This window comes from Neobacillus sp., assembly GCF_031988165.1.
GTDB lineage: Bacteria > Bacillota > Bacilli > Bacillales > Cytobacillaceae > Neobacillus > Neobacillus rhizosphaerae.
This window is the reverse complement of the sequence record NZ_DALZYO010000003.1, coordinates 128,678-151,475: the sequence shown is the minus strand read 5'-3', so window position 1 is coordinate 151,475 and position 22,798 is coordinate 128,678. Positions and strand designations below refer to the sequence as shown.

The 22,798-nt window shown below is 38.4% G+C and carries 25 protein-coding genes and 1 other annotated feature; of the genes, 3 read left to right on the top strand and 22 right to left on the bottom strand.

The window, feature by feature from the left end:
* Positions 1 to 15: 15 nt before the first annotated feature.
* Together RTR43_RS03020 and trhO are read right to left on the bottom strand one after the other, a co-directional pair.
* Positions 16 to 933, bottom strand: a complete 918-nt coding sequence (locus tag RTR43_RS03020; protein WP_312469555.1) for a hypothetical protein — start codon at positions 931 to 933, stop codon at positions 16 to 18.
* 271 nt (positions 934 to 1,204) lie between these two features.
* Positions 1,205 to 2,164, bottom strand: coding sequence for an oxygen-dependent tRNA uridine(34) hydroxylase TrhO (gene trhO / locus RTR43_RS03015; RefSeq protein ID WP_312469554.1), 960 nt, complete (start codon positions 2,162 to 2,164; stop codon positions 1,205 to 1,207).
* 191 nt (positions 2,165 to 2,355) lie between these two features.
* Here trhO and RTR43_RS03010 point away from each other — a divergent pair, with 191 nt between their 5' ends.
* Both RTR43_RS03010 and RTR43_RS03005 read left to right on the top strand, forming a co-directional pair.
* On the top strand, positions 2,356 to 3,531 hold the full coding sequence (locus tag RTR43_RS03010; protein ID WP_312469553.1) for a glycosyl hydrolase family 18 protein: 1,176 nt from the start codon (positions 2,356 to 2,358) through the stop codon (positions 3,529 to 3,531).
* A 184-nt stretch (positions 3,532 to 3,715) separates the two neighbouring features.
* Entirely contained in the window at positions 3,716 to 4,102 is a 387-nt protein-coding gene (locus RTR43_RS03005; RefSeq protein WP_312469552.1) for a hypothetical protein, read from the top strand.
* A gap of 75 nt (positions 4,103 to 4,177) precedes the next feature.
* Here the strand turns inward: RTR43_RS03005 and RTR43_RS03000 are convergent, their stop codons facing one another.
* Positions 4,178 to 4,426, bottom strand: a complete 249-nt coding sequence (locus RTR43_RS03000; protein WP_312469551.1) for a hypothetical protein — start codon at positions 4,424 to 4,426, stop codon at positions 4,178 to 4,180.
* 140 nt (positions 4,427 to 4,566) lie between these two features.
* Positions 4,567 to 4,836, bottom strand: a complete 270-nt coding sequence (locus tag RTR43_RS02995; protein ID WP_248734054.1) for a DUF1292 domain-containing protein — start codon at positions 4,834 to 4,836, stop codon at positions 4,567 to 4,569.
* 160 nt (positions 4,837 to 4,996) lie between these two features.
* On the opposite strand from RTR43_RS02995, the gene RTR43_RS02990 reads away from it, so the two are divergent.
* Positions 4,997 to 5,293, top strand: a complete 297-nt coding sequence (locus RTR43_RS02990; RefSeq protein ID WP_312469548.1) for a hypothetical protein — start codon at positions 4,997 to 4,999, stop codon at positions 5,291 to 5,293.
* 101 nt (positions 5,294 to 5,394) lie between these two features.
* Here the strand turns inward: RTR43_RS02990 and RTR43_RS02985 are convergent, their stop codons facing one another.
* The 18 genes from RTR43_RS02985 to RTR43_RS02900 form a co-directional block, all read right to left on the bottom strand.
* Positions 5,395 to 6,246 (bottom strand): DUF3307 domain-containing protein, encoded by an 852-nt coding sequence (locus RTR43_RS02985; protein WP_312469547.1) that lies wholly within the window; start codon positions 6,244 to 6,246, stop codon positions 5,395 to 5,397.
* A gap of 24 nt (positions 6,247 to 6,270) precedes the next feature.
* Complete coding sequence (locus RTR43_RS02980; RefSeq protein WP_312469546.1) at positions 6,271 to 7,068, bottom strand: hypothetical protein; 798 nt, start codon at positions 7,066 to 7,068, stop codon at positions 6,271 to 6,273.
* Positions 7,069 to 7,184: 116 nt separating this feature from the next.
* Entirely contained in the window at positions 7,185 to 9,461 is a 2,277-nt protein-coding gene (locus tag RTR43_RS02975; protein ID WP_312469545.1) for an ATP-dependent DNA helicase, read from the bottom strand.
* Between the two features lie 83 nt (positions 9,462 to 9,544).
* A complete protein-coding gene (locus RTR43_RS02970; RefSeq protein ID WP_312469544.1) occupies positions 9,545 to 10,786 on the bottom strand; it encodes a glutamate-5-semialdehyde dehydrogenase in 1,242 nt (413 codons plus the stop codon).
* An 8-nt stretch (positions 10,787 to 10,794) separates the two neighbouring features.
* Positions 10,795 to 11,907, bottom strand: coding sequence for a glutamate 5-kinase (proB, locus tag RTR43_RS02965; protein ID WP_312469607.1), 1,113 nt, complete (start codon positions 11,905 to 11,907; stop codon positions 10,795 to 10,797).
* A gap of 52 nt (positions 11,908 to 11,959) precedes the next feature.
* Positions 11,960 to 12,170, bottom strand: a binding site (T-box leader).
* 410 nt (positions 12,171 to 12,580) lie between these two features.
* Complete coding sequence (locus RTR43_RS02960; RefSeq protein ID WP_312469543.1) at positions 12,581 to 13,747, bottom strand: MFS transporter; 1,167 nt, start codon at positions 13,745 to 13,747, stop codon at positions 12,581 to 12,583.
* A 404-nt stretch (positions 13,748 to 14,151) separates the two neighbouring features.
* Positions 14,152 to 16,398, bottom strand: coding sequence for an AAA domain-containing protein (locus RTR43_RS02955; protein WP_312469542.1), 2,247 nt, complete (start codon positions 16,396 to 16,398; stop codon positions 14,152 to 14,154).
* 157 nt (positions 16,399 to 16,555) lie between these two features.
* Entirely contained in the window at positions 16,556 to 16,756 is a 201-nt protein-coding gene (locus RTR43_RS02950) for a helix-turn-helix domain-containing protein (protein WP_312469541.1), read from the bottom strand.
* 185 nt (positions 16,757 to 16,941) lie between these two features.
* Positions 16,942 to 17,589 (bottom strand): deoxyribose-phosphate aldolase, encoded by a 648-nt coding sequence (gene deoC, locus RTR43_RS02945; RefSeq protein ID WP_312469606.1) that lies wholly within the window; start codon positions 17,587 to 17,589, stop codon positions 16,942 to 16,944.
* Between the two features lie 171 nt (positions 17,590 to 17,760).
* The gene (locus RTR43_RS02940; protein ID WP_312469540.1) at positions 17,761 to 18,024 is read right to left on the bottom strand and encodes a EutN/CcmL family microcompartment protein; all 264 of its coding nucleotides are present in this window, start codon (positions 18,022 to 18,024) and stop codon (positions 17,761 to 17,763) included.
* Positions 18,024 to 18,299, bottom strand: coding sequence for a BMC domain-containing protein (locus RTR43_RS02935; protein WP_312469539.1), 276 nt, complete (start codon positions 18,297 to 18,299; stop codon positions 18,024 to 18,026). Before RTR43_RS02935 ends, RTR43_RS02940 begins: the two co-directional genes overlap by 1 nt.
* Positions 18,300 to 18,587, bottom strand: coding sequence for a EutN/CcmL family microcompartment protein (locus RTR43_RS02930; RefSeq protein ID WP_024028004.1), 288 nt, complete (start codon positions 18,585 to 18,587; stop codon positions 18,300 to 18,302). It abuts the gene before it with no gap.
* A gap of 52 nt (positions 18,588 to 18,639) precedes the next feature.
* Positions 18,640 to 19,095: a ribose 5-phosphate isomerase B gene (gene rpiB / locus RTR43_RS02925; RefSeq protein ID WP_312469536.1), complete on the bottom strand. Its 456-nt coding sequence runs from the start codon at positions 19,093 to 19,095 to the stop codon at positions 18,640 to 18,642.
* Positions 19,092 to 19,931, bottom strand: coding sequence for a triose-phosphate isomerase (gene tpiA / locus RTR43_RS02920; RefSeq protein WP_312469535.1), 840 nt, complete (start codon positions 19,929 to 19,931; stop codon positions 19,092 to 19,094). The genes rpiB and tpiA overlap by 4 nt, the downstream gene beginning before the upstream one ends.
* A 10-nt stretch (positions 19,932 to 19,941) precedes the next feature.
* Positions 19,942 to 20,220 carry a BMC domain-containing protein gene (locus RTR43_RS02915; protein ID WP_248734212.1) on the bottom strand — a complete coding sequence of 93 codons (279 nt, stop codon included), beginning with the start codon at positions 20,218 to 20,220 and terminating at the stop codon, positions 19,942 to 19,944.
* 103 nt (positions 20,221 to 20,323) lie between these two features.
* Positions 20,324 to 21,751 carry an aldehyde dehydrogenase family protein gene (locus tag RTR43_RS02910; protein WP_312469534.1) on the bottom strand — a complete coding sequence of 476 codons (1,428 nt, stop codon included), beginning with the start codon at positions 21,749 to 21,751 and terminating at the stop codon, positions 20,324 to 20,326.
* 2 nt (positions 21,752 to 21,753) lie between these two features.
* Positions 21,754 to 22,053: a EutN/CcmL family microcompartment protein gene (locus tag RTR43_RS02905; protein ID WP_248734067.1), complete on the bottom strand. Its 300-nt coding sequence runs from the start codon at positions 22,051 to 22,053 to the stop codon at positions 21,754 to 21,756.
* The gene (locus RTR43_RS02900) at positions 22,050 to 22,796 is read right to left on the bottom strand and encodes a hypothetical protein (protein WP_312469531.1); all 747 of its coding nucleotides are present in this window, start codon (positions 22,794 to 22,796) and stop codon (positions 22,050 to 22,052) included. The genes RTR43_RS02905 and RTR43_RS02900 overlap by 4 nt, the downstream gene beginning before the upstream one ends.
* Positions 22,797 to 22,798 lie beyond the last annotated feature (2 nt).

The window sequence follows — 22,798 nt, the reverse complement described above, 5'->3', positions numbered from 1 at the left end:
TATTTAGGTTATTTATTAGATTGTTTTTGTGTTGTAATCCTCAATCATTTCTTTTAAATCATCTGCATCATGTCTGGTTTTTAAATCAAGAAACATAACAGCATAGCCCACAGAGGAAATCATCGTCGTAAATAAGGTGGCGATGTTTACAATCAGTGTTAACAGTACACTATTACCTAAAAAGGAACTAAAGGTTATTTGGATAGCAAAACTTATACTTGAAACAATCAAATGAAAAACAATATAAAGCCCCATCAATGCCCATGTTCGTTTCCGCGAAAGACGCCAGCTTCTTCCTAATCCAGGTGATTCCTTATCGAGCACGACAGAACCAAAATAAAAGCTCCAGCGGGTTAATAAGAGCCCAATTCCTACAGCAAAGCCTAAAAATAGAAGAATCGCCCCGAGAACACCTAAAACCGGATTCACCACATAGCCAAATACTGCTGTAAGAGTAACAATTATGATAGGGAAAGTGATAATCGCAATCGTGATAATACCGAATAAAATACTGCTCCAAAATATCGGCCAAAATCGAGAAAATGCTTGTTTAATCACAGAACCAACTGTATATTCTTCATTTTTCCGAACGTGATCGATTGCAAATAAAATGGCTGCATCCGCAATCGGGGCCAAAATAGCACTAACCAAACCAACTATTATTATGCTGATGTCAACGCCCTCGGCGTTGGCATCAAACGTTCCTGTTTCTAAAAAACTCGAAAGATTTTGCTCAATCCAAGTATTACCTTTGCCAACTTCCCTAAAAAAGCTTGTACCGGAAAATAACTGCAAAATAGCTTCAAGCAGAAAGATGGGTCCCATAAAAATGAGTAAAATTAAGAAAAAATCCTTAAAGCGATTTTTACTTAAACTAAACGTATGATCCAGTATTTCCCCAAATCCCTTTGGTTTGTTAAACTTTGTATCCAATGCATAATCCCCCTAGAAAAAAATGATGATAATAAGACATATTTTAACATGATTCTTCCATCTATAGAGAAGAATATTGCAAAAAATTAGTAAATGCGCTTAAAAACAGGAAATATTTACTTTTTCATACATAAATAAGAAAAGCGCAAAGTACACTTGCCGCTGGGCGCTAAAGTAGATTAACTAATTTTCTAGTTATCCAAAACATTGAATTTTATTATATCTAAACAATAACAAAGGTAGGTCAATGTTGGACCTACCTCAATTTTGCTTATATGGTTACATCCTTACCAATAGCCATTAATCGCTTATTAACCTCTTCTTCGCTTAATCCATGCTCGGAAATGTAACGGTTCCGAGGATGAACTCTACAGTCATGAGAACAACTTCGTAAATGTTTATCTTCGTTTTCCTCCGAGCAAAGAATTTTTTTATTACACTCCGGATTTGCACAATTCACATACCGTTCACATGGCTCACCAGAAAAATAATCTTTCCCAACAATCACGTTCTCTTTTCGATTAACCGGTACACTGATGCGCTCATCAAAAACATAGAGCTGACCATCCCATAATTCCCCTTGCACTTCAGGGTCTTTGCCATACGTGACAATCCCACCATCTAACTGTGATACATCTTCAATTCCCTCTTTCAGCAGCCAACCTGAAAATTTTTCACAACGAATTCCGCCCGTACAATAGGTAAGAATCTTTTTCCCTTCGAATGCCTGCTTATTTTCTCTTATCCAATCAGGTAAGTCGCGGAAATTCGTTATATCTGGTCGAACCGCTCCTCTAAAATGTCCTAAATCGAATTCATAATCATTTCGAGCATCGATAACAACCGTGTCTTCTTTTTGCATTTCCTCAAAAAATTCCTTTGGCTTTAAATGCTTACCCGTTTGCCTATTTGGATTGACATCATCTTCCAAACGTAAAGTAACAAGTTCAGACCTAAAACGGACCCGCATTTTCTTGAAAGCATGCTCGGATTCTTCATCTATTTTAAAAATCGTTCCAGCAAAAAGAGGATGCTCCTCCATGTATTTCATATAAGCATCCGTCTGTTCGATGGTGCCTGACACCGTCCCATTTATTCCTTCTGCGGCAATAATGATTCGTCCTTTTAAACCCAAATCAGTACAGAATTGAAGGTGTTCTTTTGCCAACTCTTCAGGATTCTCTATGACGACATACTTATAATACAATAACACTCTATATTCTTGATTCATGATAAACATCTTACTCCTCTTAATTAAAGATTAACCTAACTACTATATCAAAGATTCGACTTTCTACACAAATTTTATAAAATATTGGGATCTACCTTGCCCCAACTAAGCGGTTGATTTTACCAACTCCTCTTCATTACTTTTTCTGATACAATTTTTATTAGGAAGAAAATTGAGGAGGGATCCTGCGAATGAATAAACGTTATCTCCTCCTTGCAATGGTAATTGTCATAACCTTCATTGGAGGAATTTTAACTGGAGTTTTATACTCTACTACCAATACTCAAAAAAATGATACAAAATCTATCAATATAGAAAAAGTACCTAAATCAGCAATAATGCCCGAAGAAAAACCATTACCAGAAATAGAAAAAGCACAATCAAAAGCCCTTATCGGCTATGTTCAGGATTTCCGTGATCCAAATGTTATAGATTATGCCAAACTAACACATGTCATTTTCTCCTTTGCTCATCCGACAAAGGAGGGCGGCTTTTTGCTTAATGGTGATCCTGCTTTAAATAACTTAAGGGCGATTGTTTCAAATGCAAAAAAATATCATACAAAGGTAATCCTTGGTGTTGGCGGCTGGTTTCACATCAAGGGCGGTGAATCCTATCCTTATTTTAAAGCGGCGATTTCTGACCCTGCATCCCGGACAAAACTCGTTCATGAGCTTTCTAGTTTTGCAGACCGTGAGAAATTAGATGGAATTGATATCGACTTTGAATACCCGCACTCCGCGGATGATGCCGCGAATCTAGCTGCTTTCACAATGGAGTTAAGCAATCAACTGCATCCAAAAAACAAAGAATTGTCCATTGCCGTTTATGCAGGAATTCATGCTGTTACTTTGACCGAGACTGGATTTGTCAAATATGAGCCATCGATGTTTCAATATGTTGACCATGTCAATATCATGGCCTATGACGGTCAGTGGGATGATGGCTACCATGCCGCTAATTTATCTCCATATCCCTACACTGAGAAAATTGTAAACTATTGGGCGAATTATTTTGAGACGAACCGTATTTCAAAAGAGAAGCTCGTTTTGGGAGTTCCGTTTTATGCCCAGCCGGAGAATCCAAAAATAAAACAGGTTTCTTATGAAGCGATCATAAACACTAATCCTGCAAATGCCTCTAGTGATACGGTAAAAATGAATGGTACGACCTATTATTATAATGGAGATGCAACGATGAAAAAGAAAACTAAACTGGCACTTGATCACGGCTTTGGAGGGATGATGCTGTGGGAAGTGGGTCTTGATGCACACGGACCAAACAGTTTAACGGGGACTATTTTTGATGTATTGAAAAATACAAGCAAAGACCCGGTAAAATATTATTCAGTAAAGAAAAATCAGTAAAAATGGCTGTCCTCTCAAAATTAGAGTGGACAGCCTTTTTTTCTTATAAGGTCAATCTAAAATAGTGCTTGTCAATAAATTGTAATAAATTATGGCATTTGTCGAAGATTTTTCCAAAGTTTTTGAAGGATATTGTCGTAAAAAAGCGAATGAAGTAAAAGAGTTAAAAAAAGGAGGAAATCAAATGAAGAAATTATTAACCGTATTATGTGGAGGCTTAATCGCATTAACTTTGTTTGTGACAACAGGGAATACTGTAAAGGCATCGGAACAAACGAACCCAGTAGAAGTTAACGATCCTGATGATTGCGCTTGCCATGACGTAACAAAAATTTTAGGTGCTGAAAGGAATAAAACTGTTTCTAATATAATTAGCAGTAACCAGTTTAAACAAGTCGAGAAGGATCTTAAAAAAGATGGACTTAAATGGAAGGGCGCAAATTCCATCGAAGTAATTAAATTTAATGCTACTGGCCAAATTTTAGTAGGTGTACCTTTTTCAAATGAACAAGGCATTGTAGAAATGTACATTTTTATTAATGGAGTTTTAGTTGGACATAATCCAATGTAGATAACAATAAAATCCTTCCCCTCCATTTTATATGTGGGGGAAGGATTTTTTTATTATCTCTGCGACTGATTATTATTAACCAATCTGTTCCTCATTATTTTCTGTATTTAGTAACATTCTTTTATTTGGTATTTGTGTTAAGTATGATTTTTTTAGAAGATAGGATAAATGTTCAATTGGCATCGAACCGTGACCTTTCCCCTCTCCGAGTGTAAACTGTACCGTAATTCCGTTATTAGCGATCACAATAAGCGATTCAGCAGAGTTAAAATTACATTGATTTCCTTGAGAAATTTGATATTTAGTTCCTTCTTCAATCGGCATTATGCCCCTCCTTTGATGACATTCTCTCTATCAGTATGCCATCAAGCAAAATATACATACATAATTTTTCCAATTCAAGCCCCTGAAGATTTCAAAATGAACAAAAAAAAGAGAGGTTCACCCCCTCCTGAAACAACCAATCATTCGTTCTCGTCCATCATTTCATCAAATGCAGCGGATACTTTATCGAATTCATCATCACTTTCAATTGCTGAAAAATCACCTTCTTCGTCAACCTTTAAAAAGAAGATATCGATATCATCTTCCGTTTCTTGTTTGATGTCCTCTGCGAATCCGACGGCTACATATTCTGAACCCTCAATATTCATTACACCAAGTACTTCAACTTCCTGTTCTACATCATTTTCATCGCTTATCGTAAAGATTTCGCCTACTTCAATTTTTGTCATATCAAATATCCCCCTCTATTTTTTATTATCTTTCTTCAAACAGTATCTCTTAAAAAAGGAAAATAATCCATAGTCTTTCTATTTTATCATTATTAAAGCCACATAATTTTCATAAATCTCTTATAATAAGTGTAAAAAGTATTTAAAGGAGATTTTTTCTATGAATCAAAAACAGGTAGAAGAAAAGATTGTCGAAAACTATAAAGGTGAGGAGAAAATGATGATTCTCATCTTTGCTCAGTGGTGCGTCAACCATGACCTTGACCCAGAAGTGTTATATTTAAAGGCTTATCCAAGTCAGTCAGCTAACCCTTCCTTAAGAGAAGCAATCGAGTTAACGGTATCAAAAGAAGAAGCAGGAGATATTGCCCATGACACCTTACTAGGTGTTTTATCGTTGTTTGGTAACGATGACCTTGCATTTGTAGTTACTGAAGAAATACAAAAAATGAAATAAGCATTATCTTGTTGTAAAAGACACCACACTTCCCTTCATATTTGCCCGAAAAATTAGCTGCCTATTCTAGGCAGCTAATTTTTCGGAATTCTATTTATTTTTTATGTCAAGGCTTCCCTTAGAATAATCCCTAAGGTGATCCCAATAAACATCGACGTTAAGGTACCAAGAAGAAAATATTCCGCCCAATCCCGATCATCCATTTGTTTAAACCTTGCAATCGATTTTGCTGCGACGATAAACCCAATCGCAGGATAAGCATGATAAAAGGTTAATACTAACACTAGCAGTCTCTCAATATAGCCAATTAACTTTCCACGCGAAAGATCTTGTTTGCTAAAGATCGTATAATGATATTCCTCGGTTATTCCACTTTTGTTGATGAAATGCTCTTCTTGCCGATTGTTTTTAAAGGAATATTTTCCTTCAAAGGATAAAAGTTGATTTGGCATAGAACCTAAAAGAATTCTTATCATGTGTCCACTCACACTAGTTGTCAAAATGACAATGATAATGGTAAACAAAACAGCATTGATCGGACTTAATTTTTGGCCATCGAGAAATATTCCCACTGTTCCGTCAATGTCCGTTCCCAGAAATAATCGCCCAACTAGTATGATAGTAACAAGATGCAGACATTGATCTAAAATAAAAAAACTAAGACGTTTTAAACCTTCTTCTTGATGAATTTTTATTGTATCTAGCAACTTAATTTTTAAAAAATCGATTATGTAATGGGAGAGAACGATAAAAGCCAAAGGAAAAATAATATGAATAACAAGATGGAACTGTTTATGATCAAATAGTTCGAAGCCTGTAAACACTATTGTATTAACAATAACATGGTGAAGTATATGCTTTTTGATGTTTTTCCGCTTCTCGATGACCATCTCATCAGTTTGTAAATAAAAATCTGCAACTAAATGGGCAAAAATTAAACTTAAAATAAGCATGTTTTTCTCCTCTCTTTTGAGGTTTTAGATACTATGCAGTGTATTGATATTTTCCTTCAAGTGACTTCTGATGGAATCGAGGAGCATGCCACTAGCTTCATTAGGATTAACCCTCAAAGTGGGAAAGGTCTTTTTCTCCAAGGAATTAAGTGTTTTCATAATTTCTGTAAAAGTATGAAGAATTTCTTCGCATTTTCCTTTTTTATAATGACTTGAAATAGTTGGAGGAGTTTTGCCAAGAAATTCTCCAACTGCTTTTTGTTGCTGTAAGATAAGGTAGGATGAACATACGAGCTCCTGGATTTTGGTTTGCTCTTTTATTAACGTGTGTTGAATATATAGTAATGTATTAAGTAAAGTCTCGAATTCATTTCTAAATTGATTGTATAAAAAAGGATTATCGGGATTACCCGAATAAAATTGGTCAAGTTCGAATTTAAAGAGAGGTCTTTTTTGATCCTTCTTTAATAAATCGTTTGCATACCGCGCCTGCTTAATCAATGGATGGATCCATTTCTCAATATCTATATCATGTAAATGCTTATCAATATCTCCAAAAGACAAACCAAAATAAGGGTTATGATTTCGAAATTTCCAAATTCTACTTACAAAAAAAGCAAGGATATAAGCAGTTGAGTAGCCGCTGCCAACAAAAATAATTTCATCCCCTGCCCGATGCTTGATATGAATCGGTTTAAGCTTTTCTGTCCAAATGGTGTTCCAGCTCACGAGCTCATCTAAATAATTAGCTAGCTCATCCCCTATTCCATACGATGAAGAATTGCTAACATCTAAAATAAAAATTGAGATTGGATAACTCATTTTTTAACATCCTTCTTATATAAAGTTCGACTATTTAATCTAATTCTATATAAGTTAGATTAAATAGTCAAACTTTTGGTTAATTTGATTAATAGGCAAAACAATTCCAACCTATTTTAGATAACGGAATAATTCCGCCATTCCAGGGGAAGAAGTGCATGATAAGGCATTTTTAAAAAACGATCATCAACTAGAACGATTGTTCCATAGTCCTGATCCGATCGAATCAATCTCCCTCCTGCCTGCAACACCTTGTTCATCCCAGGGTATATATAGGCATAATCATACCCATTTCTTCCTTTTTGTTGAAAATGTTCCTTAATGAGATTTCGCTCAAAACAAAGCTGTGGCAATCCCACTCCGACGACAACAACCCCATTTAACCGATCACCCTTTAAATCGATCCCCTCTGAAAAGATTCCCCCGAGGACAGCAAAACCCAGCAAATGTTCCGTTTGATTTGGCTTAAATGCCTCCAAGAATTCTTCTCTATCCGCTTCTGTCATCCCAGCTGCTTGAATAAGTGTTTTCGTTTCCGTCTCCTTTTGTTTAAACTGTTCAAATACGGAAAGCAAATACTGATAGGACGGAAAAAAGATGAGATAATTCCCAGGGCGGTTATTAATTAAAGATAATAACAGGTTAACTATCGCTTCTATCGACCTTTCTCGGTCGCGATAACGGGTAGACAAAGACTTGATATAGACATCAACTTGATCCTGTGAAAATGGCGATGGAATCGACATCCTATAATCCTCTGGTCCACCTCCAAGGATATCCTGATAATAAGAAAGAGGTGAAAGAGTTGCCGAAAAGAAAACCTTTGACCGATAACCCTTTCCCATTTGTTTAAGTAGTTTGGAAGGGTCGATGCAAAAAAGCTTCATGTGAATATCATTTTTATGTTTCTCAGCGTAGATAACATAATGTTCATCAAGCAGTTCCACTATTTTCAAGAAATTAACAACCTTAAAGTAAGTCTCTAAAAGGCTTGGGAACGTCCCTGTCTGGAGAACTTTTTCTGCCTCTTCGATAAATTGGACAAGCAGCCGTTTTAATACCTCGTCTAACTGATCTAAAACGAACTCTTGTTTGTCTGCATATTCTTTTTTCAAAGAAATAAACAATGAATTCAGCTTATTAGCTCCATCATATATTGCTTTGTTTTCTCCCTTAAACTCCTTTTTCAATTGCAGAAATGTCTCTTTAGTTATGGAGGCTGAATACATCTCTCGGCCGCGGTCAACGAGATTATGTGCCTCATCTACCAATAACGCCGTGGATTTCTTTTGCTCCTCAAATATTCGTTTTAGCGACACCCGTGGGTCAAAAATATAATTATAGTCACAAATGACAGCATCGACGGTATAAGCAAGGTCAATGGAAAATTCAAAAGGGCAGACATTATGTTTTCGTGCATAGTTTTCAATGACTTCGCGAGTCAGACTGTTTTCGTTCGCCAATATATGAAGAATCGCACCATTGATTCGGTCATAATAGCCATTGGCAAATTCACAATAATCCTTCTGACAAATAGTTTCTTCTTTAAAACAGACCTTGTCTTTGGCGGTAATCGTAATGAACTTCATACTTAAACCGTAAGCTTGCATCCTTGTGAATGCCTCTTCCGCAGTCGTTCGTGTAATCGTTTTGGCAGTAAGATAAAAAATGCGATTGAGGATACCTTCGCCGATGGCTTTTACTGCCGGAAAGAGCGTGGAAATGGTTTTACCAATTCCAGTCGGTGCCATCACAAATAGATTTTTTTCAGTTGAAATCGTCTTATAAACAGCTCCTGCTAAATTTCGTTGTCCTGTCCGAAAAGATTCAAATGGGAAAGATAACGCTGTTATACTTTCATTCCGTTTAATCTTGTGCTCGTGCAGGAGTTTTGCATATGGGGCGTAACCTGTAATCAAATCGAAAACAAAAGCTTCTAATTCTCTGAGAGTAAAGCTCATGCTAAAATATCTTTTCTCTTCTGTCTCAATATGGACATAGGTCAATTGAACAGTGATTTCCTGTAATTGATGATCCTTCGCATACATGTAGGCATACATTTTCGCTTGCGCCCAGTGCACAGGATAACCTTCACCATCCATTTGTTCAGTGGAGTGAGAGAATGACTTGATTTCATCGATGGTCACTGCTCCATCCTGAAATAACAGACCGTCGCATCTACCATCAATAATCAATATAAGTCCTTCAAAGGGAATCTCTGCACGAAGGTAGACCTCTTTTTGATCGCCTTCTTGATAGGATTTCTGTATTTTTTGATGGATTCTTGTTCCATCTAATAGCGTCGCTTGCGAGCGGAAACGGGAATCAATACTGCCACTGCGGAAGACATGCTCTACGAGAGTTCTTACCGAAATCTGAACTTCATTTTCCACCCAATCACCAACTTAATAACGTCTCTACGAAGAATATATGTTCGCTTATTAATAATAACAGAAATTTATTTCTAACAGAACCGTTAACCCCGAATTTGTCCTTTTCCCCAAACCATTGCCTTCGTTGTCGTAATCGCTTTTAGTCCCATCGGACCCCGGGCATGTAGTTTTTGTGTACTGATGCCAATTTCCGCGCCATAGCCGAACTGTTCCCCGTCCGTAAATCGGGTAGACGCATTATGGTACACGACCGCAGCATCGATAGACTTGAAAAACAAACCGACATTTTCCCGCACTTCACTAATGATTGCTTCAGAATGTTTTGTTCCATAGAGGTCAATATGGTCAATTGCTTTCTTTACATCACTCACGAGTTTAACAGCTAAGATGGGAGCTAAAAATTCGGCATGCCAATCTTCGTTTGTTGCTTGTTTAATAAACGAATAGGAAGATGATAGTTCTTCATCTCCTCGCAGTTCAACGCCTTTTTCATGAAGTGAATTCAATAGCTCAGTTACATAAGGCCATTTTTCATGAATAAGCACTGTTTCCGCAGCATTACAAACAGAAGGCCGTTGTAGCTTGGCATTAATCACGATTTCAATCGCCATATCTTTTTGTGCCGTTTCATCAACGAACACATGGCAGTTACCAACACCAGTTTCTAAAACCGGAACAGTGGCATTTTGGATGACGGATTGAATCAAGCCAGCTCCGCCTCGTGGAATAAGGACGTCTAGGAATTGGTTCAATTTAAACATTTCTACTGCTGTTTCGCGGCTTGTATCCTCCAAAAGTTGAACAGCATCCGCTGGAATTGCTGTACCTGCAAGTGCCTCTCGCATGACATGTACAAGTGCTTTATTGGAATGTATCGCCGAAGAACTACCTCTTAGAAGAACAGCATTTCCAGCTTTTAAACAAAGACTGCCGGCATCAACGGTAACATTTGGACGAGCTTCGTAAATCATTCCAACCACCCCAAGCGGGACGCGAATCGTTTCGATTCGCAAACCATTTGGCCGCTCCCATGCTTCGATAGTTTCACCAATAGGATCCTCCAAATCAATCAATTGACGAACCCCATGGACAATCTGTTCCAATCTCTCTTCTGATAAAAGCAAACGATCCAAAAGGGATGCTGAAAGTCCTTTTTCTTTTCCTACTTCAATATCCCTGGCGTTTTCACTTAGGATCCATTCTTTCATCGTCAATAAATGATCAGCCATCATCGATAAGGATTTGTTTTTTTCAGCGGTTGACAGCATCGCCATTCGTTTCGCTGCTTGACTTAATTTACTGGCTTTTTCTAGTAACTCACTCATTCTTACACTCACTCCTTTGGTAGCGTGACCCAATTATCACGATGAATCACTTCTGCTTTTTTGTTTATGGAATAACATTTCGATTGTTCACTTGGTAAGCCCTTTACCATTAATAAATCCTTAGCGGAATAGTAAATCTGTCCTTTTCCGACGGTTTTCCCATTTTGGTTTCTTACCACCACGACATCTAGTGCATTAAACTCGCCAATGACATTCGTTACTCCTACCGGCAGTAAACTTTTACCATGGAATAGAATCGCATTTTCAGCTCCTTCGTCGATTTCAATTATCCCGCTGACTTGAGAGTGATAGGCAATCCATTGCTTTCTCATTTGCATCTGGGTATGGAATGGACCGCCAATATAGGTGCCATCCCCTTTTCCGGCTAAAATATCGACCAATTTTTCCTTACCTGTTCCAGAGCCGACAAAGACGCTAACACCAAGTGATAATGCCTTTTTTGCTGCCAATAGCTTCGATTTCATACCACCCGTGCCAACGGAAGTACCACTTTCCCCTGCAACAGCAAGCAGTTTTTCTGAAACCTCAGGAATAAAATGATATTTTTTTACCTTTTTAGAAATCTTCGGATTTCCATCATAAAGTCCATTAATATCTGTTAAAATTATCAATGCATTTGCATGTAGAAACCCACTCACAAGTGCTGACAGCAAATCATTGTCTCCAAACGTCAATTCATCAATTGCCACCGAATCATTTTCATTAATAATCGGTACAACAGCCCTTTGCAGCAGCTCTTGAATCGTATTAAATAGGTTATGAAACCGGACCTGACTATAAAAGTCTTCACGGGTTAATAATATTTGGGCAGGAACAATCTCAAACTCGTGAAATAGTTGAATATAATTTTGCATCAAAAGACCTTGCCCGACTGCTGCGGCTGCCTGTTTCCCTGCTACATTTTTGGGACGCGTTGAATACCCGAGTGAACCAAATCCAGCGGCAACAGCACCGGAAGAAATCAGTATGACTTCATGCCCTTGTGCTTTTAAAGTAGCAATCGCCGCAACATGATCTCGCATTTTCTCTTCTGAAATGGTCCCAGAGGCATTTGTAAGCGAGCTGCTCCCAATCTTCACAACCACTAGCTGTTTTTTCATATCCATTCGAACCTTTCTTTAATAAAAATAAAAAAACGATCCTTCTGTCCTTAAAAAGGACGGAAAAATCGTTTCCGCGGTACCACCTTAATTGATGCAGAGCATAGCTCGAATCCACTTAGACCTGTAACGAGGGAAAACGGCTTATGTTTGCATAAGCAGCGTGTGAGGGCAGGTTCAATCTTTTTTCTGTGAGAAACCTTGCAGCCTGTGGGTTTCACTCTCTAACACGTTCCAAAAATTTACTAATCCCATACTGTTTTCTATTTTCGATTTATTTGATTATCCTTAGAAAACATGGAAAAGTCAATAGAATTTTTAGAAAATATACTATTAACAAAAAGAGCCAGCTGTTGTTCACAAATAAATTTGTTTACTTTCGAAGCCATGAAGAAGTATTCTTTCGCTTAAAAAGTGTCACTGTTAAAAAAATAGTTATTTACTTTTAGTGAAGCATTCGTGTTTCAATAAAAAATTCGTGACAAAAAAGTTGTTTCCTAAACCACATTACTCAACTATCGAACTCTGTTAGTTATTCTAGTATCGCCACTGGTTAGTACAGTAAAAAGGCTTTTCTCCTTTTTTAAGCCTAGCACCTGTAGTTTCATAATCGACTTTTTTTGCAAACAAACCCACCTCTATTAACATAGAAGTGGATTTGTTTTTTATCAATTTATATATTTTTATATCTTTTCTTTTCATTTAAATAATCCTTATAGACTAAAACAGCAACAACAATAAAACTTAGACTAACAACCCGAAAGATTATCTCTAAACTGATCCATTCAGATATAATACCTAATACAAATGCGCTAACTCCAACACCAACGTCAAAACTGGAATAAAAGGTTGCATTAGCTGCGCCACTTTTTTCTTCACTTACCTTTTGAACCGCCCATGTTTGTAAACATGGCATAACAGTTCCATAACCTGCTCCAAATAAAATCGCCGCAATAATAAGATGAAAATCATTTGTTGCATAGGACAGCATAACAAGTGACAAAAATCCTAATATAGCTGACACGATGATGATAGACCAAGGTCCCTTTTTATCATACCATTTTCCGGTAAACGGACGTAATAAAGTTGCGACCGTCGCATTGATAAAAAAGAATAGAAAAATATGTTCTAAGCCCTTTTGTTTTCCAAAAAGAACTAAGAAAGTAATAATCGCTCCAAAACCAAGTGTTGTAATGACCGCCAGTAATGCTGGAAACCATGCGTCTTTTTCAAAAATCATATCAAAAAATCGAAATGGTTGTTTCTCTCTCTTTACTGGAGCAGGCGAATGTACAAATTGAAGTGCAATGACTGCTGAAAGACTAAGTATTACTGAAAACCATATTAAAACGTCAAAGGAAAAAGAGTCAAATATAAAAATACCTAAACTCTGTGCTATGATAGCCCCCACTGTAGTTGAAATGGAGAAATACCCCATTCCCTCTCCTAACCGTGTCTTAGGAATTAAATCGACTGCTATTGTACTATTGGCAGTTGTTGATACGCCCCACGCAATGCCATGAAAAAATCGTAACAATAGAAACAGCCATACGATATTGAGAAAAGGATAAATAAGTGTAATCATCATTAAAATTGCACTTGCACCAATGGCTAGACTTTTCCGTTGGTTATCAATTAAATAGTATCCTACCAAAGGTCTGATTAATACAGCGCCTATAGTAAAAAACGTTGTCACTAAACCCACTTGAATGTAAGAAGCATTAAGACTTAACAAATAGGCTGGTAAAATAGGAAGCAACATTTCAAACCCAATAAAAACTAAAAAGTTGCTGATAAATACAAAAAGAAATGATTTATTAAAGATTTTTTGATTGTTCATATAAAGATTCCTCGCTTCTAAATTTTTTTTCTAACTTAGAAGCGTCTGGATCACTGAAACGTTTTTCAATTGCCTTATGTTTTTAGTCAATCGACTCACCCTCTCTAAAACTCTATATAAATTTATCAAAAATAAAAAAGGCATCTCACTCAGATTGCCTCGTTGTTTAAAAATAATAGGTACTTCATTTTCATAATAATTTTTCATTATATCTTATTTCTCAATAATAATCAACCAACTTTTGTATACAACCATATTGTAAATAAAATGACTTTATTGTAAATGTAACAACTTTATTGCCTCTCTATACCAACCTGTATTTTCTGATTGGATGGGTTGATTTTTCAAAAAATAGTCCACAAGGATTAAAAAAGAGCTGAAATTTCGGAGAGACCCAGCAATTCCTACTCTTTCATTAAAAATTGACCTAATAAATTTTCTGATACCTTCGACGAGTCAAGTCTTGCTGCGATAAAAGGTGGTCGTACTCTCTTCGCTCCTTCTAAAGGTAATCCCAGCCAGAAAAGCTGTTGGTCAATCATAATAAAAGGAAACGGTAGGCTTTTGTCTAGCCAATGATCTGGTTGAAGCTCCAGCCATTCTTCCATAGATATAACAGTTAACTTTATTTCTTTTTTTCGGTTGATTAGTTTCTCCTTCCATTGCTCCGAAAGAACGGTTTGCACTGGTAATGAGACCACAATAGTTGACTTCGCACCCGCTATATCCTGAAAGACTTTTTCCAGTTTAAGTCCATGCATCCAATGCAATCTTGGATGCTGATTCCTAATCCATTTTCCAATTTCCTCTGTAGCAACTGTTTGCTGATGCCTCTCTTGATGCTCCACGAGCTGTCTGAGTGTTTTTCCCTTGTAAACATGACTGCGAATAAACGCATTATTGCTGACATGAATGAACTTGCCTTTTGTCCTTGTAATGGCAACATTGATTAATCTTTCACTCTCATTGCCAGTTAAAAGCATACCAGCACGGTTTTGCGGCTCACCGTCGACGGTATCGAAAATCATGACATCCCGCTCACTTCCTTGAAATCTGTGAACAGTTGCAGCGATAATATCTGCTGTTGAAAGTTCTTTTTCATATAAATCCCCAAGTAACAGCTCCATTAAATTCGCTTGGGCACGGTATGGTGTTACATAACCAATGGAGTTTGCACCACCTAAATATGATTCGTGAATTAACTGAAATGACAGTAATAGCTGCCATAGATTCATTCGCGAATTGGATGTCCGTTCATTTATACAATGTGCTCCCGTATAGCTGGTATCTAAAAGGATGGATGCCCGCCCAGGGAACGGCCTCTTTTCAACGATGTTATTCCTACTTTTCCATACACTTTCATGATCACCAACAAGCGATTGATAGATGTTTTGATTGGTGAAGGAGGATATGTCCGGGTGCATTCTCCGCTGCTCTTTTAATAAAAATAAATGCGGATGGAGTTTGCCATCTTTAACCCAATCAACAACACCTGCTCGGTGAAAAATGTCTTCCTTCAGCCACTTCGTTACTAAAGAATCTCTAGATGAGGCAATCGGTGGTAATTGCTTAAAATCGCCGCAAATAATCAAGCGTTTTCCAAGTGTAGCCGCAAAAGCAGCCTGGGGAACATAGGCCATGCTTGCTTCATCAAGAATAACAACATCAAATTCCTTTTCATAAATTGCGGTATCACTCGCTGCCTTCGCCAGTGTCGTCCCGACTACATAGGCATCCTTCACAAACTGACTTTCCTGATGACGAATCTTTTCGAGCATTCTAGCAATTTTCATCTCCAGTTCCAACAATTGATCCGTGTCTCTTTTACTAAATGAACGAGCCAAATCCTGCTTAAGTTTCCGTCTTTCTTCGATCAACCGCTCCTTGTCGTCAGCAAGCTGTGGATCTTGTTTTTGGAGAAGCTGGCTGGTGGTAATCGCTTCGTGATTTACAAGCAGATCTCCAGTATTGAAGCCGTACCGCAGCAAGTCGCCGATTCGGAAACGATTTTTCTTTTTCATAAAGTCTGAGACTTCTCCTATCAGGACATCGACCGCTTGGTTACTATGTGATAAAATCAAGACACGTTTTTCTTGAAAATATTTATTAGCCGCCACCCTTGCGAGTGTGTGCGTTTTTCCCGTTCCAGGGGGCCCCCAAACAAATGTAATTGGGTTGTATTTTGAACGCAGGACTACCTCATGAACATTACTTTTTACTTTTTCCACTGGATGCTTGGCTGGCATTGATGGATCCATCAATTTTTTTACTCGTAATCGCTTCTGTTTATTTTTCTTTATCTCATCAAGTCGTTGAATAAGCTGTTCAAGTAGTTCCCAGGGATCGTGAAAAAGATATGCCTCAGGAATTAAGTCACCAAGGGATTGCTCCAAAGAAAGGATCACACCTTTCCCTTCTGAAGATAGCACCCGGCCACCTTGTTTCAATCCACCCCACTCAAGTCTAATCGTTGAACCAACTGGAATCCGCAATGAATAGGCGGTATCAAAATAGTAGGTAAATGAATCTCCCTTTGTGAGGAGCCTTCCATTTAGAACAATGTATTTGTTGCTACCATATTTTTTTAAATGGATAATTTCATTTTGCAGTGCTTGCTGCCATTCTTTTATATATGCTACTGTAGTTGTCATTCATCTCTTCCTTTTAAAATAGAAAAGTCCAACCTGTGATAGATTGAACGCATGAAAATACTATAGCATGTGCTGAGTTATATTCCAAATTGATAGATTCAAAAAAGCACTCACTGTAAGGAACAGTGAGTGCTAGAGCAAATATGAACCTAGAAAATTAAATCGACACATCTCCGATGGAAAAGGTGCAATTCAAGGCATCAGAAATTTTTGCTAACGTGGATACTTGAATATCTAGCTCGCCTTCTTCGATCCCAGCGATTGTCTCTGCATGTAGACCAGATAAAATAGCCAATTTTTCTATTTCAAGTTCACGGTTTAATCGTATTTTCTTTAATTGATGTCCAATATTGTTCATTAGAAACACCCCTCATTCATGTAAGCGATTACATTTCGTTAATATAATTATAGTGAAATGTCTAAAAATTTTCAATACTTTTTAGACTAAGAGGAAAAGAGATTTGAGTATTTCACATAGCAGTAAATCCTATATAAAATACTCAAAAATCATCTTGAACATTTCAACATTCAATTTTCAGCAACTTAATAGCCAGTACCTTGACCACCAGTAATAATCGCAATACTTGAGCTTGCACCAATTCTGGTTGCACCAGCTTGAATCAGCTTTCTAGCCGTATCTAAATCTCTTACACATGCAGAGGCTTTCACGCCCAAATCTGGACCAACCGCTTCACGCATTAACTTAATATCTTCAGCAGTGGCACAGCCTGGGCCAAAACCAGTTGATGTTTTCACAAAGTCAGCGCCAGCCATTTTTGAAAGAACACAAGCCTTTTTCTTTTCTTCAATTTCAAGAAGGCCTGTTTCAATAATAACTTTAACAGGCGCGTGGCCTTTTGCAGCTAAAACAACACCTTCAATATCCTTTTTAACTGTTTCGAAGTCACCTGACTTAAGCGCACCAATATTGATGACCATATCGATTTCAGTTGCACCATTTGCGATGGCGTCACGGGTTTCAGCGATTTTTACAAACGTGCTCGTTGCTCCCAATGGGAAGCCGACAACCGTTGTTATTCCAACGCCGGAACCTTTAAGTTCTTTTGCGGCTGTAGAAACCCAATATGGATTGACACAGACCGTAGCAAATTTATGTTCTCTAGCTTCTTCACAAAGCTTAACAATTTGCTCTTTGGACGCTTCTGGCTTTAATAGAGTATGATCGATCATTCGAGCGACAGAAGGACCAGTGATAATGTTTGATGCAGTGCCTTCTTTATAGGTTACGTTTCCAGAAGTGGGTTTTACTTCATTTAACGCTTGTTTATTGGTTAATTGCTGCATAATTTGATTCGTAATTTGTTCTACTAATGCTTCAATTTGCATCGTGTTCACCTCTCATTAATGTAATCGATCAACGATTCCGGCAATGACCGCATCAAAAGAACCTTTTGGGTCCTCTAAGATGTCCCTTGCCGACCCACCTTCTTCAAGTATTAAAACATAGTCGCCAACCCCTGCATGGAAGCGATCAAAGGCAATCATAGCTTCACCGCATTCACTACCTTCTGCATCAACTGGGATGACAACCATTAGCTTTTTATACTGATGACTAGGTGTTTTGATCGTTGATACGACATTCCCAACCACTTTTGCTAGTTTCATTATTTTGTTGTAGGAAGAATTTTCTCGATATCAGAGTGTGGTCTTGGGATTACATGAACAGATAAGAACTCGCCAACACGCTGTGCTGCATCCGCACCTGCTTCTGTTGCTGCTTTCACAGCACCAACATCACCGCGTACCATTACACAAACCAGGCCGCCGCCAACATTGATTTTTCCAAGAAGTGTAACGTTTGCTGCTTTTGTCATGGCATCTGCTGCTTCAATTGCTCCTACTAACCCTTTAGTTTCGATCATTCCTAATGCGTTGCTCATTTATTTTTCCTCCATTCGTTTGGTCACGTTATAATAGTCAATAATACCTAATATCCCAGCATCTGATGGGACTAAATCTTTATTAAGAGGTAAGGAAGACTCTCTGCTTTTTGCTAGGTAGACGAGGTCTCCTTCTCCTGATTGTCCAATCGTATCTATAGCCACAAGTGGTTTGCCTTTTTCTTTCAACCCATCATCAACTGGTTGGACAATCAGAAGCTTTAAGCCTTTTAAATTGTCATTTTTATGAGTACAGACCATATTTCCAATCACTTTGGCTACAAACATTTTTAAACCCTGCTTTCTTGCGTCTCATTTAGGCGATAATTTTTTTAAAAAATTAACGTCCTATGAAACGGCTTTCGATTTCCATGATTTTCGTAACACGGCGATCATGACGGCCACCGGCAAAATCTGTTTCTAACCATGTTTTTACTAATTGCTTGGCAAGACCCTCACCGATAAATTGACCACCAATCGATAACACGTTGGCGTTATTATGCTCTTTGCTGTTAATAACAGATGATAAATCCCAGCACACAGCACCGCGGACACCAGGAATTTTATTTAACACCATGCCACTGCCAATGCCAACACCATCTATCATGATGCCCACATAGTCATCATTTGTCGCGACCGTTTCTCCTACAAGAAAGGCAATATCAGGATAGTCGACTGATTCATTTGCCTTACAGCCAAAATCTAAATATTCATAGCCTAATTCAGTTAAATAGGCTTTTAATGATTCTTTAAGTTCGTATCCACCATGGTCGCAACCTATCGCAACTTTTTTCATGAATTTTGTTCTCCTTTGGCAAATACCTTAATAATTCCATCAAAAGACTGAGCCTTCAAACTAGCACCACCGACAAGCACACCATCGATGTCTGACATCGAGCTGTATTCAGCTGCATTGCTTTCATTTGCTGAACCACCATATAAAATCGAGATGTTTTCTGCTTTTTCACCCACTATTTGCTTTAATACTGAGCGGATATAGGAATGGGTTTGATGAGCTAAGTCAGCAGTTGCTGACTGCCCTGTTCCAATTGCCCATACCGGCTCGTAAGCAATGATAAAATCGCCGGAATCTATTTCTTTCAATGCGCCGAATAGCTGGGTAAATAAAACTTGTTCAGTTCGCATAGAGTTCTTTTCTTCTAACGTTTCACCAATACAAATGATCGGGATAAGACCAGCCTTGATTGCTTGTTTAACCTTTTTATTGACTAAAACATCATCTTCATGAGCATATTGCCTTCTCTCGGAGTGACCAATAATCACATACTCGCAGCCGACATCCTTCAACATACTGATTGATGTTTCGCCAGTATAAGCACCTTTGTCTGCCCAATGGACATTTTGTCCACCTAAACCAATTGGTTTTCCTGATTGTTTGATAAAAAGCTGGGTCGGATACAGCAACTGCGTCGGTGGACAGACAACTACTGACACATCATTACTGCTCTTGAATTCTTGGAAGAATTCAGCCGTCTCAGCTAACGATTTATTCATTTTCCAATTAGCGATGACATAGATCCGCCGATCACTTTGGACTTGCATTTCACCCAGTGTATGGCCAAGTGTCTCTCTTACAAGATTTTTGATGTAACTCTCAATGGATTGTTCCATTTAATTCACCTTATTCAGCTTTCGGTAAAATACCTTCTACATCACCGTTTGGACGTGGAATAACGTGTACAGAAAGAAGAGTACCTACACGCTGTGCTGCTTCCGCACCAGCTTCTGTAGCTGCTTTAACGGCACCAACATCACCACGAACCATAACAGTAACAAGACCAGCACCAACTAATTCCCTGCCTACTAATGAAACGTTTGCTGCCTTGACCATTGCATCTGCAGCCTCAATCGCACCAATTAATCCTTTTGTTTCGATCATTCCTAAAGCTTCTTGACTCATTTTATTTCCTCCTTTAGTAACTACTAGTTTTGGTTTTTTAATTTGTTCTTCTTGTGAAGTGACTGTTTTTTCTTCTTTAGATTTTGCCAATTAACACACCCCACTAAATAATTCTTAATCCATCTACTAAAACGCAGCGACGCTGACGTGTAAATGTTTTTGCACTAGTTAAACCTTCACCAGTCGGACCTGCAATCGTAAGTGTCGTGAAGCCCTCACTTTCAAAGCCTAAACCAGCTACAGATGGTCCATTTTTAACAAAAATAGTTGCTTGAATTTCTTGTGCCATCTTTGTTAAATTAGTGATGTTTTGTGAGTGCATGATTGCAGTATGACGATTTCCTTTTTCAGCTATTACCGCTAATTCAATGGCTTTATCAACGTCAGGAACTCTGACGATTGGTAGAATTGGCATTAACATTTCTGTCATCACCAATGGGTGATCCTTCGAGGTTTCAGCGATAATTAGCCTCACTTCTGGGCTTGCCTGGATTCCTGCCGCTTGTAAAATCACATAGGCATCTTTTCCAATAAAGTCTCTGTTCGGATAAAACTTATCATTTTTCTTCACAAGCACTTTTTCAAGCAGTTTTTCGAATTGGAAGCCTTTAAGCTCAATAGCTCCATTCTTCACCATTTCCGATTTAAGGGCATTGGCCACTTTATCAACAACGAAGACTTCTTTTTCAGCCGTACATAAAACATTGTTATCAAAACTTGCACCCTTGACAATATCAGTTGCCGCTTGTGAGATAATCGCAGTCTCATCCACGACAACAGGAGGATTTCCTGGGCCAGCTGCAATCACTTTTTTGCCGACAGACATCGCTGCCTTCACAACAGGTCCCCCGCCTGTAACAACAAGAGCGTTAATATTACGGTGGTTCATTACTTGAGCGGAAGTTTCAAGATTCGGTGCTGCGACAGATGTTAAGCAGTTTTCTGGCCCGCCTGCAGCAACAATTGCTTGATTAAGCAATTTTAATGTTTTAATAGATACTTGTTTGGCACTAGGGTGCGGGTTGTAAACAACGGTATTCCCTGCAGCAATTAGAGAAATCGAGTTGTTGATAACAGTTGCTGCTGGGTTTGTTGATGGTGTGATGGAACCAAATACACCGATTGGTGCATATTCCACAAGTGTTAAGCCATCGTCACCGGAATAAGCAGTGCTGACTAAATCTTCAACCCCAGGTGTTTTATTTGTGGCGAGAAGGATTTTAGCAATTTTGTCCTCTACCCTGCCAAGTTTCGTTTCTTCAACGGCTAGCTGTGCTAACTCGTTTACGTACTTACGACTGATCTCTCTCATGTTGTCAATCATTTGTCTTCTTGTAGATAATGGAAGCTTGCGCAGCTTTTCCCATGCAAGTCTTGCTGTTGCAGCCGCTTCATCCACAGTTGCAAACACTCCATCACCTAGGCTGATGCTTTCTTGGGCTGCAACCGGGTTGCTTTCCACTTGGGTTTGGCCTAATTGTTGCAGCACTTGTTCAACCATTTTTTTGATATCGGTTTCATTTACTTGCAAAATTAATTACCTCCTTTTTTAAAGGTTAAGGAACCTTGTATCTCAATCTGATCGACAATCCCAACAATTGCCGCATCAGCGGGGACACCATTAGTAATTTCTGTTTGTCTTGCTGAACTTCCACTAACAAGTAAAACGACTTCACCGACACCAGATCCAACTGTATCAATGGCTACTATGGGTTTCCCATCTTCCTCAATCGTTTTCATATCAAGTGGCTGTACAATCAGGAGTTTTTTTCCTTTTAACTTCTCAGCTTTGGTGGTGGAAACAATCGAACCTACCACTTTACAAATGATCATTGCGTCCCTCCTTTCAAGGAGTCCGTTTTGTTAATTTGAATCTTTAAATCTTTCGCCAGATCCTTAGCAGAAGGAGTCACCTTACTCCGAGTCGGAACAACAAGTTCATTTAGACCATTTTGATAAGCCTTTTCCACATGCTTTGCTAGAATAAGAGCCTGCTTTTCTTTGCTGGCAGCAATTTGGTCTTCAACTGTTTGAATCAGCTTCCTTAACGGCACCCATTTGACCTGGTCCACCTGAATCTGCCTTATGTAGGACTGCAGACGGTCCTGAATCGAATGCGGCGCATGGATTTGCTGATAGACATTTGGTTCCACATAATTGTTAGCGATGACGATGGGCTTACCCAGTAATTGAAATTGAATGGCTAACCATACAGCTACTTCATCGTCCATTGTTAGGGCGAGTTTAGAAAGCAGGTGGTATGACGCAGCTGGAACAACCAGAACAGAGGACTTTTCAATTATCGCAAGCAATTCCTGCTGCGAGGTTTCCTCTAATAAAACATATGACTTCCCTGCTAATTCATTTATGGAAGGCAACCAATCTTTTGATAACATCAACGTCACATCGTAAGATTTTAGTAACGGATTAACCGCTTTCATAACTTCCGCTGGGTTTGGAGATTGATAACCTAATAGAATGGCAATCGATTTCTCCTGATTCTTTTGCGTTTTTTCTTTTAAGTAGGCTTCAACTACCTGCTGGACAAGCATTTGGACCTTCGTTTTGACATCCACCA